General features: G+C 35.8%; 14 protein-coding genes. 11 read left to right on the top strand and 3 right to left on the bottom strand.

Translation table 11 applies throughout. The annotated features are described in order from the left end of the window. Positions 1 to 13 precede the first annotated feature (13 nt). The 3 genes from NLJ82_RS09235 to ilvA are packed head-to-tail and all read left to right on the top strand — an operon-like array spanning position 14 to position 4,035. The gene (locus NLJ82_RS09235) at positions 14 to 1,021 is read left to right on the top strand and encodes a ketol-acid reductoisomerase (RefSeq protein WP_000861127.1); all 1,008 of its coding nucleotides are present in this window, start codon (positions 14 to 16) and stop codon (positions 1,019 to 1,021) included. 46 nt (positions 1,022 to 1,067) lie between these two features. Then, positions 1,068 to 2,741 (top strand): dihydroxy-acid dehydratase, encoded by a 1,674-nt coding sequence (gene ilvD / locus NLJ82_RS09240; protein WP_001255809.1) that lies wholly within the window; start codon positions 1,068 to 1,070, stop codon positions 2,739 to 2,741. Between the two features lie 31 nt (positions 2,742 to 2,772). Further along, the gene (ilvA, locus tag NLJ82_RS09245; protein ID WP_000250338.1) at positions 2,773 to 4,035 is read left to right on the top strand and encodes a threonine ammonia-lyase IlvA; all 1,263 of its coding nucleotides are present in this window, start codon (positions 2,773 to 2,775) and stop codon (positions 4,033 to 4,035) included. Between the two features lie 79 nt (positions 4,036 to 4,114). On the opposite strand, the gene NLJ82_RS09250 is transcribed toward ilvA, so the two are convergent. Continuing rightward, a complete protein-coding gene (locus tag NLJ82_RS09250) occupies positions 4,115 to 4,342 on the bottom strand; it encodes a hypothetical protein (protein ID WP_014297763.1) in 228 nt (75 codons plus the stop codon). Between the two features lie 52 nt (positions 4,343 to 4,394). Further along, a complete protein-coding gene (locus NLJ82_RS09255; protein WP_000854500.1) occupies positions 4,395 to 5,498 on the bottom strand; it encodes a CapA family protein in 1,104 nt (367 codons plus the stop codon). A 212-nt stretch (positions 5,499 to 5,710) separates the two neighbouring features. Between NLJ82_RS09255 and NLJ82_RS09260 the strand changes: the two genes are divergently transcribed. The 3 genes from NLJ82_RS09260 to NLJ82_RS09270 all read left to right on the top strand — a co-directional run bounded on the left by NLJ82_RS09260 (position 5,711) and on the right by NLJ82_RS09270 (position 8,680). Further along, positions 5,711 to 6,427 (top strand): DUF554 domain-containing protein, encoded by a 717-nt coding sequence (locus NLJ82_RS09260; RefSeq protein WP_000236043.1) that lies wholly within the window; start codon positions 5,711 to 5,713, stop codon positions 6,425 to 6,427. A gap of 18 nt (positions 6,428 to 6,445) precedes the next feature. After that, positions 6,446 to 7,297 (top strand): GNAT family N-acetyltransferase, encoded by an 852-nt coding sequence (locus NLJ82_RS09265; RefSeq protein ID WP_000390865.1) that lies wholly within the window; start codon positions 6,446 to 6,448, stop codon positions 7,295 to 7,297. A 168-nt stretch (positions 7,298 to 7,465) separates the two neighbouring features. After that, on the top strand, positions 7,466 to 8,680 hold the full coding sequence (locus tag NLJ82_RS09270; RefSeq protein ID WP_000179317.1) for a multidrug efflux MFS transporter: 1,215 nt from the start codon (positions 7,466 to 7,468) through the stop codon (positions 8,678 to 8,680). Between the two features lie 50 nt (positions 8,681 to 8,730). Here NLJ82_RS09270 and NLJ82_RS09275 read toward each other — a convergent pair whose 3' ends face one another. Next, positions 8,731 to 9,492, bottom strand: a complete 762-nt coding sequence (locus NLJ82_RS09275) for a DODA-type extradiol aromatic ring-opening family dioxygenase (protein WP_000982926.1) — start codon at positions 9,490 to 9,492, stop codon at positions 8,731 to 8,733. Between the two features lie 203 nt (positions 9,493 to 9,695). Between NLJ82_RS09275 and NLJ82_RS09280 the strand changes: the two genes are divergently transcribed. The 5 genes from NLJ82_RS09280 to NLJ82_RS09300 all read left to right on the top strand — a co-directional run bounded on the left by NLJ82_RS09280 (position 9,696) and on the right by NLJ82_RS09300 (position 14,196). Continuing rightward, entirely contained in the window at positions 9,696 to 10,619 is a 924-nt protein-coding gene (locus NLJ82_RS09280) for an alpha/beta hydrolase (protein WP_001102555.1), read from the top strand. A gap of 247 nt (positions 10,620 to 10,866) precedes the next feature. Beyond that, positions 10,867 to 11,511: a LytTR family DNA-binding domain-containing protein gene (locus tag NLJ82_RS09285; RefSeq protein ID WP_000389714.1), complete on the top strand. Its 645-nt coding sequence runs from the start codon at positions 10,867 to 10,869 to the stop codon at positions 11,509 to 11,511. A gap of 127 nt (positions 11,512 to 11,638) precedes the next feature. Beyond that, positions 11,639 to 13,153: a succinyl-CoA:acetate CoA-transferase ScpC gene (gene scpC, locus NLJ82_RS09290; protein WP_000429782.1), complete on the top strand. Its 1,515-nt coding sequence runs from the start codon at positions 11,639 to 11,641 to the stop codon at positions 13,151 to 13,153. A 212-nt stretch (positions 13,154 to 13,365) separates the two neighbouring features. Beyond that, on the top strand, positions 13,366 to 13,809 hold the full coding sequence (locus NLJ82_RS09295; RefSeq protein ID WP_000701901.1) for a GNAT family N-acetyltransferase: 444 nt from the start codon (positions 13,366 to 13,368) through the stop codon (positions 13,807 to 13,809). 27 nt (positions 13,810 to 13,836) lie between these two features. Then, positions 13,837 to 14,196 carry a YunG family protein gene (locus tag NLJ82_RS09300; RefSeq protein WP_000342914.1) on the top strand — a complete coding sequence of 120 codons (360 nt, stop codon included), beginning with the start codon at positions 13,837 to 13,839 and terminating at the stop codon, positions 14,194 to 14,196. The last annotated feature ends 44 nt before the right edge of the window (positions 14,197 to 14,240 follow it).

A 14,240-nucleotide genomic window follows, 5' to 3' on the forward strand; every position in this document is an offset into this window, starting at 1 on the left:
GAGTGTATGGAATATGAAAACGTATTATGAGAAAGATGCAAATGTAGATTTACTACAAGGGAAAACTGTTGCAGTAGTTGGCTATGGATCACAAGGTCATGCACAAGCGCAAAATTTACGTGATTCTGGTGTAGAAGTTGTAGTTGGTGTTCGTCCTGGTAAGTCGTATGAAGTAGCGAAAGCGGATGGATTTGAAGTAATGTCTGTTTCAGAAGCGGTTCGAACCGCACAAGTTGTACAAATGTTACTGCCAGATGAACAGCAAGCTCATGTGTATAAAGCAGAGGTAGAAGAGAATCTTCGTGAAGGACAAATGTTACTTTTCTCACATGGATTTAACATTCACTTCGGCCAAATTAATCCGCCAAGTTACGTAGATGTAGCGATGGTTGCGCCAAAAAGTCCAGGTCATCTCGTTCGCCGTGTATTTCAAGAAGGAAATGGTGTTCCAGCATTAGTCGCAGTGCATCAAGATGCAACAGGCACAGCTTTACATGTAGCACTTGCGTATGCAAAAGGTGTAGGGTGTACACGTGCAGGTGTAATTGAAACGACATTCCAAGAAGAAACAGAGACGGATTTGTTTGGTGAGCAAGCGGTACTTTGCGGAGGTGTAACTGCACTTGTGAAAGCTGGTTTTGAAACGTTAACAGAAGGCGGATATCGTCCTGAAATTGCATACTTCGAATGTTTACATGAATTAAAGTTAATTGTTGATTTAATGTACGAAGGTGGTTTAACGAACATGCGCCATTCTATTTCCGATACGGCAGAGTTCGGAGATTATGTAACAGGATCGAGAATTGTTACAGATGAAACGAAGAAAGAAATGAAACGAGTACTTACAGAAATTCAGCAAGGTGAATTCGCGAAGAAATGGATTTTAGAAAACCAAGCTGGGCGTCCAACGTATAATGCGATGAAAAAAGCAGAGCAAAATCATCAGTTAGAAAAAGTAGGAGCAGAGCTTCGTGAAATGATGAGCTGGATTCATGCACCGAAAGAATTAGTAAAGAAATAGAGTAATAGATTGTAAGTGAAAAATACGTAAGAGGGGATTTGACAAGATGAGAAGTGACATGATTAAAAAAGGTTTTGATAAAGCGCCGCATCGTAGTTTATTAAAAGCAACTGGTTTGAAAGATGAAGATTTTGATAAACCGTTTATAGCTATTTGTAATTCTTTTATTGAAATTATTCCAGGTCATAAGCACTTAAATGAGTTTGGGAAACTTGTTAAAGAAGCAGTACGTGCAGCAGGCATGGTTCCATTTGAATTTAATACAATTGGAGTAGATGACGGTATTGCGATGGGGCATATCGGTATGCGCTATTCGCTTCCGAGTCGAGAAATCATTGCAGATTCAGTAGAAACGGTTGTAAATGCACACTGGTTTGATGGCATGATTTGTATTCCAAACTGTGACAAAATCACACCTGGTATGATGATGGCTGCACTACGTATTAATATTCCGACTGTGTTTGTTTCGGGCGGCCCGATGGCAGCAGGAAAAACATCTAAAGGAGAAGTTGTCGATTTAAGTTCTGTTTTCGAAGGAGTAGGAGCGTATCAATCTGGGAAAATTTCAGAAGAAGAATTAAAGGATATTGAAGATCATGGTTGTCCATCTTGTGGTTCTTGTTCCGGTATGTTTACAGCGAACTCTATGAACTGTTTATGTGAAGTATTAGGCTTAGCTCTTCCTGGTAACGGTAGTATTTTAGCTATTGATCCAAGACGTGAGGAATTAATTAAACAAGCAGCAGAGAAATTAAAGATTTTAATTGAAAGAGATATTAAACCGAGAGACATCGTAACAGAAGAAGCAATTGATGATGCGTTCGCGCTTGATATGGCGATGGGCGGTTCAACAAATACAGTGTTACATACATTAGCACTCGCACATGAGGCAGGACTAGATTATGATATGAGCCGTATTGATGCTGTTTCAAGGCGTGTACCACATTTATGTAAAGTAAGCCCTGCTTCTAATTGGCATATGGAAGATATTGATCGCGCGGGCGGGATTAGTGCAATTTTGAAAGAGATGAGCCGAAAAGAAGGGGTACTTCATTTAGATCGTATTACTGCTACGGGGCAGACGTTAAGAGAGAACATTGCTCATGCAGAGATTAAAGATAAGGAAGTGATTCATTCTCTTGAAAATCCTCATAGTGAAGAAGGTGGATTACGTATATTAAAAGGAAACCTTGCGAAAGATGGAGCAGTTATTAAAAGCGGGGCAACTGAAGTAAAACGATTTGAAGGACCTTGTGTTATTTTTAATTCACAAGATGAGGCGCTTGCCGGCATTATGCTTGGGAAGGTTAAAAAAGGAGATGTAGTTGTTATTCGTTATGAAGGACCAAGAGGCGGTCCTGGTATGCCGGAAATGTTAGCACCAACGTCAGCGATTGCTGGCATGGGATTAGGTGCAGATGTTGCGTTGTTAACCGATGGTCGTTTCTCTGGTGCTTCACGTGGTATTTCAGTAGGGCATATTTCGCCAGAAGCAGCTGCGGGCGGAACGATTGCACTTCTTGAACAAGGGGATATCGTTTGTATCGATGTTGAGGAAAGGTTGTTAGAAGTAAGAATTAGTGATGAAGAATTAGATAAGCGTAAAAAAGAATGGAAACGACCAGAACCGAAAGTGAAAACGGGATGGCTTGGGCGCTACGCACAGATGGTAACGTCGGCGAATACAGGTGCAGTCCTAAAAGTCCCAAATTTTGATTGAGCCAATATAAAAGAGATAAGGATGATATGAAATGGTGCAAAAGGTAAAGGAGAGAGTGAAAATTGAAGATATCTTAATGGCTCATAATTGCATGAAGGATATCGTTATTAAAACACCGTTACAACGTGATACAGTTTTATCTGAGAAATATGATTGTGACGTTTATGTAAAACGAGAAGACTTACAATTAATTCGCTCTTTCAAAATTCGTGGTGCGTATAATCTAATTCAAAGTTTACCGAAAGTACAATTACAAAACGGTGTTGTTTGTGCAAGTGCTGGTAATCATGCGCAAGGAGTAGCTTATACGTGTAATTTATTGAAGATTCCGTCAAAAATTTTCATGCCGACGACGACACCTAAACAAAAAGTGTCACAAGTACAATTTTTCGGTGGTGATTTTGCGGAAATTGTATTAGTTGGTGATACATTTGATAGCTCTTTCCAAGAAGCACAGCGTTATTGTGAAGAAAATAGAATGACATTTGTTCATCCGTTTGATGATCCGTACGTAGTTGCTGGTCAAGGGACAGTGGCAGTTGAAATTATGCATGATATGGAGAAACCGGTTGATTATATCTTTACAGCAATTGGTGGTGGTGGATTAGCATCAGGTGTTGGTACATATGTGAAAGGTGTTAGTCCTGCTACACAGGTCATTGGGGTAGAGCCAATGGGAGCTGCATCTATGAAAGAGGCTTTTCTTCAAAATGATAATGTCGCATTGGAGAAAATAGATAGTTTTGTTGATGGGGCAGCGGTTAAAAAGGTAGGAAAGTTAACATTTGAAACTTGTAAAGATGTAATTGATGACATTGTTTTAGTACCAGAAGGAAAGGTTTGTACGACGATTTTAGAACTGTATAAGAAAAATGCGATTGTAGCTGAACCAGCTGGTGCACTCTCTATTGCAGCGCTTGATTTATACAGAGATGAAATAAAAGGTAAAACAGTTGTTTGTACGCTAAGTGGTGGAAATAATGATATTGATAGAATGCAAGAAATGAAAGAACGATCTCTCATTTATGAAGGATTAAAGCATTATTTCATCATTGAATTCCCACAGCGTTCAGGTGCGTTAAGAGAATTTCTTGATAAAGGATTAGGGCCAGAAGATGATATTACTCGCTTTGAGTATATTAAGAAACATAATAAAGAAAATGGTCCAGCATTAGTCGGAGTAGAGTTAAAACATAAAGAAGATTATGAGCAATTAATTACTCGTTTTAAAGAAAATAATATTCAATTTATGGAGCTTAATAAAAATCCTGTTTTGTTTGATTTGCTTATTTAATATAAGGAAAGGGTTGGCATCCAAATAAAAAAGATAGATACAAGCAAGGGAAATGCTGCTTGTTCTATCTTTTTTACAATTAAACTAAATAATTGCCATATTCAAGAAGAATAAAGCTAGCTAACCAAAAGAATATGGCAATCCGAATGATTATATACATAGTAAATTCAAAGGGAGAAAGGTTTCTCTCTCGCTTTATTTTTTTTAATAGTCTCACAGAATAAAAGGAACATAAAAGCAGAATTGCTATAGAGATTTTATAGATATTTTCTAAGAGATTTATATTTTCTAATAAGTCTTTTAGCATATTCATCACCTATTCTCTAATGTATGTTACAGAGAAATGGATCTTGTACTGTTTAGTTGCGTTTATTTATTATTTTCCCTGTATCATCAATTTCTACATCAGTTGAAATTGTTTGTAAGTATTGGAGAGCTTTTCTCTTTTCCTCCTCATTCACAGGGGAAACTTGGTTGTTACGGATGATATAAGGATTGAATGACATTTGGACATCCTTTCCTTTAAAAGTTAAAGTTAATACACCAGTTTCAGCACTTTTTCCGTTCGCATAACTTGGGAATAAAAAGTTTCCTAATGAGTAAGCGACAGGAACATTATTATAATATTCAAACCCTTGTAACCAATGTGGATGACTTCCGACAATCGCGTCGGCTCCTGCTGTAACCATTTTATTTACATATTGTTTTTGATAATCTACCGGACGATTTGATTTTTCGACACCCCAATGCATATAGACAATTAAATAGTCTGCATCTTTCTTTTGCTCTTTAATTGTTTTTGTTACAAGATTTAAATCATACCCGTTCGCAACGCCAGGTTTATTGTCATCAGCTACCCAAGTGAAATCAGGCATAAATCGGACGAATGACAGGAATTTGAATTTTTTTCCTTTTACAGTCATTTCTCGTGCAGTATATGCGTCTTTTGCATTTTTTCCGGCTCCAATGTAAGGGAACTTTGATTTTTCTACGTAAGAGATTGTATCTAGTAATCCCTCTTGTCCGTAATCAAGTGTATGATTATTCCCGATATTTACGATGTCATAACCGGTGTTTTTTATAGCTTGAAGCGTGGATGGATCACTTTTAATCCAAAACAGTTGTCCAGGAGCTTTTTTTTCTCTCGTTGTAAATGCAGACTCTAAATTAACGAAAGAAATATCAGCTTTTGTTATTTCTTCTTTTACATGCTGGAATGGATAATCAGCCCCGTTTTTTTCGATTACCGGACGTAATTGCCAATCGAACATTGTATCACCAGAAAAGGTGAGGGTAATTTCTGGGTCTTCTATTTTCTTTTCTCTCGTTGAAGCAGTTTTGCTAGATTTGTTTTGGAAATCGGGTTTGTCTTTCGCTTTTGAAGTAAAAGAGTGGTTAATTAATACAACAATTGGCGTAATGCAAAAGGCTATTAACAAAAATCGTTTTAGTAAAGTTTTCATAAATACCTTCCCTTTTGAGTTTATCCCGCAATTAAATTAGCAATGAGTCTATAAAAAGTAATTGGTTTATGTACAGATATAAAAAATGCGGTTTATGTATTGAAAAAACATTTGTTAATATTCTCAATATTAAGTTAACATATAGATAACCTGTAAATCAATGAATAAACCAAAATATAGAAATAAAGAATTCGAAGGGTGAAGAATGAGAAATGGTTATATTAGGAGCAGTTGTAAATGGGATTTGCATTATATTTGGTACTTTACTAGGTAAATTATTTAGTAGAATACCAGAAAGTATGAAGGGAACAATTATGCATGCAATCGGTTTAGCGGTTACTGTACTTGGACTTCAAATGGCATTGAAAAGTGAAAATTTTCTTGTTGTCATACTAAGTTTAGTAATTGGTACCGTCATCGGGGAATGGTTACAATTAGAGGGAAAGTTAAAACAGTTAGGAGATTGGCTAGAAAATAAAGTTGGATCGAAAGGGAAAGGGAGCATATCAGAAGGTTTTGTAACAGCTACTTTAATATTTGCAATTGGCGCGATGGGGATACTTGGTGCACTCGACAGTGGAATTCGCGGAAATCATGATATTTTATTTACAAAGGCAATTATCGATGGATTCATTTCTATTATATTAACGACAACTTTAGGAATTGGCGTAGTATTTTCAGCGATTCCCGTTATTTTATATGAGGGTGGTATTGCAATTTTTGCAACACAAATTAATAGTTTGGTCCCGAAGGAATTAATGAATCAATTTATAGTAGAAATGACAGCTACAGGTGGTATTATGATAGCCGCTATTGGATTGAACTTGCTTAGTATTATTAAAATCAAGGTGGCAAATTTACTTCCAGGTATATTGGTAGTGGGTGTAATTGTTTCAATTATTTATGGTTACGGTTTGTTAGTAAATTAGTAGAGGATGGAAATACATATGGAGGAGTTTCAATTTACAAAACGTGTGCATAACATATTGGAGATTGCAGCAGAAGAGGCAGAATGTAATATCATTCAACCAGTTCATTTATTTATTGGCATGTGTAAAGAAGGTACTGGCGTTTGTGGCGAGTTGTATATGTATTTGTTCCGTAATATGGGTACGGATTTTTCAGAAAAATTTTCATTACGAAAACAATATGATTTAACGGATCAAGATTATAAAAAAATAGGACAATATAAATTATCCCATAAGACGCTAGAAATTTTACAAATAGCGAAAAAACGTATGGAACGTTTTCAGCAAGTAATAATTAATGAAGGACATGTTATATATGCATTATTTCGTGTAAATCCAGTTATTGAAAATGCACAGATGCAAAGAGATATATTACGTATTATAGCTGAGCCAAGAGATTTAGCAGTCGATTTAAAAAGTTTTGTTCCTATTTATAATGATTTAACTTGTACTGTTAGAAAGGCTAACGCTTCTGATTTTGAACAATTAGCAATTTTTGTTGAAGCAGAATTTGGTGAACGGTGGTTACATTCGATAGAGTATGGATTTCGTACATATAAAGAAAACTTACCTATTTATATAGCAGAGCAAGAAGAAGTGATAGTAGGTTTCGCTTGTTATGACGTAGTGAGAGGAAAGAAAGGATTGTTTGGTCCAATGGGCACGGCGAAACAAAATCGTGTGAAAGGTGTAGGGAAGCAATTGTTACATTGTAGTCTACATAGTATGAAGCAAGAGGGTTATGAATATGCAATTATTGGGCAAGCGGGCCCAATTGAGTTTTATGAGAGATGTTGTAATGCACGTTTAATACCGATCATGGATTATTAACCAACTTCATTTAGGTGGAGTTGGTTTTATTATGAAAAAAATGTGGGAATGTAGTGATTTTTATTAGAAAATAGCGGGTTTTGTAGTAAATCTTACAAATAAAGCAAATTACTAAACTTTTTATAAGAAAGGGTGTAGAATGGGTATCTAAAGAAAGAAGGTGTGAAAATGGCCAGCTGGAAACGAAATTTAATGATTTGTTGGCTAGGTTGTTTTACCACTGCAGCCGGTATGAGTTTAGTAATTCCTTTTTTATCTTTTTATATTGAGGAATTAGGGGTGACTGGCACTTCTAGTATTGCACAGTGGTCGGGACTTGCATTTGGTGTAACATTTTTAATGGGTGCGATCGTATCACCAATATGGGGAAAGCTTGGTGATATACATGGACGGAAATTGATGCTAATTCGTGCTAGCCTTGGTATGGCGATTATTATGACGCTTATGGGGTTTGTAACGGATGTATATCAACTAGTCGCACTAAGATTTTTGATGGGAGCAGTATCTGGTTTCCTTTCAACAGCAATGACATTTATTGCAGCAGAAACTCCGCAAGAGCATTCAGGTTGGGCGATCTCCACAATTTCAACTGGTGGCGTGAGCGGTTCTTTACTTGGACCGTTACTTGGAGGTTATTTATCTGAGTTAATTGGAATGCGTCATGTTTTTCTTGTTACAGGAGCTTTTTTATTCCTTTCCTTTCTCATCGTTTTTTTCTTTCTACATGAAGAAAATCACTCTGCTCAAGCAAAAAAAGTACAAACGAAAAAAGTATGGACGATGGTTCCAGCTAAACATTTGATTATTAGTTTGTTTGTAACAACATTTATTATTCAACTTGCTAATATGTCTGTTCAGCCAATTGTTACATTGTACGTGAAAAATTTAGTTGGTCCTCAAACAGCGCATATTGAAACAATTGCAGGCGCCGTTATGTCAGCGACAGGATTAGCTGTTATTTTGGCAGCACCAAGATTAGGACGATTATCAGATCATATCGGTCCTCAAAAAACGTTAGTTGTAGCGTTGTTTGCTGCAGGAATTATTTTTATCCCGCAAGCATTTGTAACCTCAGCTTGGCAACTATTAATTCTTAGATTTTTATTAGGTATTGCACAAGCAGGATTATTACCTTCCGTACAAACTCTACTAAAACAACATACACCAACTCATGTAACGGGACGAATATTTGGATATAATCAATCGTTTCAGTTTTTAGGAAATATGATTGGACCAGTACTTGGTGGACAAATTGCAGCACATGCAGGGTTTCAATATGTTTTCTTCTCTACATCATCACTATTGTTTATTGCGTGTATTTGGGTTTATTTTCATAATAAGAACGAAGAGGTATCAGAGAAACGACATTTGGAAGTTAGTTAACTAAGTGAAAGAAAAAAGGATGAAGCAATGATTGCTTCATCCTTTTTTCTTTAAAATTGGAGACAAAGATAACTTAATGTACCAAGCTCGTAACTACGGTGAATGACTTCACCGCTATTTTCACCACTTCCCATAGCGATAAATAAAGGAACAAAATGCTCTGCTCTTGGTACTGCTAATTGTGCATGAGGCGCATTGTTTTCCCAATTAGACAACGCATCTTTATCGTTAGTCTGCATATGTTTTATAATCCAATCATCAAATTCAATTGCCCATTGTTCGGGTGTAGTTTGATTCCATTTCAGTGCTCGTAAGTTATGAACGGTAACACCGCTACCGATTACTAAAATATCTTCTTGTCCAAGTCCTTTTAATGCTTCTCCAATCTTAAATTGTTCTTTTGCAGAAAGGAATGGATTTACTGATATTTGTATGACAGGAATATTTGCTTCTGGATACATACGGTGCAATAGTGTCCATGAGCCGTGATCTAAACCTCTCGTCATATTATGATGAACTGGAATACCTTTGTTTTTAAATTTTGTTTCTAACATGGATGCAATGCTAGAAGAACCTTTTGCACGATATTTAATTTCATATAACTCTGGAGGAAAACCTCCAAAATCATAAATTGTTTCATATTCGTTATCTGATGAGGAAATCGTTAATACTTCACTTTCCCAGTGAGCAGTGAAAATAACAATTGCTTTCGGTTTATATGTTTCTCCAAGTGTTTTTAAAAAACTTGTATAATCTGTATCTTGAATAGCGAGCATTGGTGAACCATGTGCTAAAAATAGTGATGGCATCATAGTAAAAACCTCCTAAAACCATATAGTTACTTTATGTAAGTAACTATATGGTTTTATAGACGTTTCGTCAACATAAATAGTTTGACAGCTAATCGGAAAAGGTAGGCATTTGTCATAATGAAAGCAATTGCATATAATACATAATAAGAATAATGAATAGATATTCATTTTTGAGATACATAATAGAGTTGGGGGCTGACGAAATGAACGTACAGGAAAGTTTCGTTACGGCATTGGATGAATCAGAAATTTATTTACGCAAGTGGTTACCAGAATGTGAACCGAAAGGGATTATTCAAATTGCACATGGTATGACAGAACATGCAGGTGTTTATACAGATTTTATTGATGCTTTATTAGAAGCAGGGTATGGTGTTTATGCGCATGATCATAAAGGCCATGGGAAAACAGTAAAAAGAGAAGAAGACTATGGTCATTTTGAACCGGATATAGGGTGGAATCAGGTTGTGTCTGATGTGATCTTTGTTTCGGAAATGATAAAAGAAGAGCAGTCATGTCCATTATTTTTACTTGGCCATAGTATGGGATCTTTCCTATCAAGACGAGCTGTGCAACTTAGAGGCGAACTATATGATGGATTCCTTATTTCAGGAACTGGTGGAAACCCAGGGTTCTTAGGAGTCATTGGTCATAAAGTAGCGACAATTGAGATGAAATTACGCGGGGCAAAAACGAAAAGTCCGATGCTAAACTTTTTATCTTTCGGAAATTTCAATTCGCACTTTAAACCAAATCGCACAAAATTTGATTGGTTATCTTCAGATAACAGTCAAGTAGATAAATATATTGCGGATCCATTATGTGGATTCATTTGTACGACTAGTTTTTATCGAGAATTATTTTCTGGTGTGTTAGAAGTAAATAAACTAGAAGAGTTTAAGAAAACACCGCAAAACCTTCCAATACATATTTTTTCAGGAGATTGTGATCCTGTTGGAGATATGGGAAAAGGTGTAAAAGAAGTATATGAAAATTATAAAAAATGTGGCGTAAAAGATGTAACGCTGCGTCTATATGAAAATGGAAGACATGAAATGTTCCATGAAGTGAATAGAGAAGAAGTATTTCAAGATTTGATTTCGTGGTTAGAAGAACATAATAAATGAGAATGAAAGCTAAGTCCAGACTGTTTATAGTTTGGACTTTTTGTTTGTAGGTGTTGCAAGTATTTACTGATGTAGTGTTCATGTCATTTTTACATATTTGAAGGTAGGTTATATTCTATATAATTAAATAAATAGAAAGCCTTGTGCAAATGAGGAGATAAATGTATAAAATTAATAATCAAACTTTTTATAAAGCAACAGAGGCCATTCATAATAGTAGTATAATAGTGAATGAGGTGTTAATAGAATGGAAGATAAAACATTAGGTTTACTATTAGATGTTGTTGGGGAATTATTTTCAGATGAAATTTCAATTGCTGTATCGAATACGAAAGAATATATATACTATCGGCCAAGTAAACGAATTGATTTAAAGATTAGTGTCGGTGATCCTATAAAGGAAGGAACGATTGCTCATAAAGCAATGGTGACAAACCAAAAAACCTCTGAGTTTATGAATCGGGATGTTTTTGGTATTCCTTATCATGGTATGGCCGTACCATTCTCAAACAATGGAAAGCTTGAAGGGTGCGTGACAGCCATTTATCCAGCTTTAACGGACGGAAAATCAGTCGTTACTTTAAAAACAACGGACGGCTGGATTCCGGTTCCTTTTTCAAAAGTCATGTATTTAGAGGCGAAAGATAAAAAGACGTATGTAAATGCAGAAGAGTTAACAGGGACACATAAATACTCGTTACAAGAATTCGAATACTTACTTCCGAAAGATTCATTTATTAGATGCCACCGTTCCTTTATTGTAAATGTGAATCATATTCAAGCGATTTATCCTGATACGCATTCTACTTTTTTACTTTCTATGGATAATGGAGAGAGGGTTCCAGTTAGTCAATCATACGCTAGTTATTTTCGTAAACTTCTAGGATTCTAAATTATTCTGCTTTAGAGACTAGATTCGCTGTTTTGTCTGAATTTTTGCCATTGTATACTGAAATCCCTATTTAGATAATGTTAAAGTGTAAAATAATTATGAATATTCATAGGGAGAGGGATTACATATGGAGAATAATTTGGATAGAATTAGGGATGAACGTCTGAAAGATCGCGTAGTTACACCTGAAGAAGCAGCTTCATGGATTGAAAGTGGAATGACTTTAGGCTTAAGTGGGTTTACACGTGCAGGTGATGTAAAAGCAGTCCCATTTGCGCTTGTAAACCGAGTTAAGAATGATACATCTTTTAAAGTAAATGTTTATACTGGTGCCTCTTTAGGTTCTGATGTAGATAAATTATTTGCGGAAGCAGGAATTTTAGGGAAAAGATTGCCTTTCCAAGCTGATGCGACTATGCGAAAAGGAATCAATAACGGAGATTTTTTATTTGTGGACCAGCACTTATCTCATACATCAGAGTTACTTCGCGCTGACGTTATGGATGTAGATTTTGCTATTTTGGAAGCGGTTGCGATTACTGAAGATGGCATGATTATTCCAACAACTTCAATAGGAAATTCTTTAGCGTTTTCTTTAAATGCTAAGTCCATTATTATTGAAATGAATATGGCTCAATCCACGCAGTTAGAAGGACTGCATGATTTATATGAACCAGGTAAACAAGGAGAAAGACTTCCAATTCCAATTGTGAAAACGGATGATCGAATTGGAACGATTGGCATTCCAATCGATGTTGAAAAGGTGAAAGGGATTGTGTTTACGAACCAATTAGACTCACCATCGACAATTGTTCCTCCGGATGAAGAAACTGTTATTATGGCACAGCATTTAATAGAGTTCCTTCGAAAAGAAGTCGAAGTAGGCCGATTAACAAATCGTTTAGCACCATTACAATCAGGAATTGGCTCAGTGGCTAATGCTGTTCTTCATGGAATGTTAGATTCGGAGTTTGAAGATTTAGAAGTGTATTCTGAAGTTTTACAAGATGCGGTCTTTGATCTTATGGATGCTGGAAAAGTCAATTTTGCTTCATGCTGTTCAATCACACTCTCTGAGGAGAAAATGCAAAAAGTATTTTCCAACTTTGAAAAATATCGTGACAAATTAATGATGCGCCCGCAAGAGATTTCTAATCATCCTGAAATCATTCGTCGCCTCGGATTAATCTCGATTAATACTGCTTTAGAATTAGATATATACGGAAATGTGAACTCTACTCACGTTTTAGGCACAAAAATGATGAATGGTATCGGTGGTTCTGGTGATTTTGCGAGAAATGCTCGCCTAGCTATCTTTGTTACGAAATCGATTGCGAAAGGTGGCAACATTTCAAGTATCGTTCCTTTTGTTTCACATGTGGACCATACGGAACACGATGTAGATGTTATCGTCACTGAACAAGGGTATGTTGATCTAAGAGGACTGGCCCCAAGAGAAAGAGTGGAATTAATTATCGAGAATTGCGCACATCCAATGTATCGTGATCAGCTAAGAGCTTATTACGAAGAAGCTAAAACGAGAGGTGGACAAACTCCTCATGTTTTAGAAAAAGCTTTTTCTTGGCATACGAATTATGCTAAAAATGGAACAATGCTTGAGGCGGTAGTAGAAACTGTATAGGTGTTTATCGTTAGAAATAGTAAAACGAAAGATTGAGTTTGAAAAAATTTTAGAAGAAGAAAACGCCAACTTTCAAAGATGGCGTTTTTTCTTTAAATACATTGTTACAGGCCGTACTGATTATAATAAAGATTTATGAAAATAAGAGGGTTTTTTAATTACTTTTCGAATCATTTTAATAGTTTACATATCGAAGGTGAGGAGAAAGAATCATGAAGATAAGAGAAGCGTTATTAAGTGAAGCAAATGAATTAAGTGAACTCGCACTACAATCAAAAGCGACGTGGGATTATAGTGAAGAATTCATAATTGCCTGTAAGGAAGATTTAACTATTACAGAAGAGTATATAAATAATAATTTTGTATATATTTTTGAAAACGATAATACGAAGATTGGATTTTTCTCATTTTTACGTAATGATAAAGCTCTCGATTTCCTGTACATTCATCCTCGTTACAAAGGGAAAGGCTACGGGAAAATAATGTGGAAGTATGTAATAGAAAAAGCAAATGAACTAGGCTTAAAAAGTTTTACGATTGATAGTGATCCGAATGCAAAAGGATATTACTTGAAAATGGGCGCACAGTTAATCGGAGAGACACCATCAACGGTCTTTAAGGATCGTTTACTGCCTCTTTTGAAATATGATGTGTAAAACTATTAATAGTAGGGGAAGATTAGAGTGGATGATGTAAAGGAAAAAAGAATATATGAAGCATTAATAAGATCGTGGTCCATTGAAACAAGTTCAAAGTGGACGACTGAGAATCCAGCAAAGGGACAGTGTGGTGTAATGGCTTTGGTCGTTCAAGACATATACGGAGGAGAGATTAAAAAGACAAAAGTAAGAGAGGCGTGGCACTTTTATAACTTTATAGATGGACAGAGGTTTGATTTTACAGAGGCTCAATTTAATGAAAAACTGAATTATATGGATATAGAATCAAATCGAGAAGAAGCATTTGCAGATACAAATGAAAAACAATATTGCATGTTGAAGAAAAAGATAACGAAAGAATTGAAATTATCTTTTGACTCTTAATCTTTAATAAGTTACTATAATGGTGGTAACTTATTAAAGGGGAC

It is taken from the genome of Bacillus paranthracis (assembly GCF_024296885.1).
In the GTDB taxonomy this organism is placed as follows: domain Bacteria; phylum Bacillota; class Bacilli; order Bacillales; family Bacillaceae_G; genus Bacillus_A; species Bacillus_A paranthracis.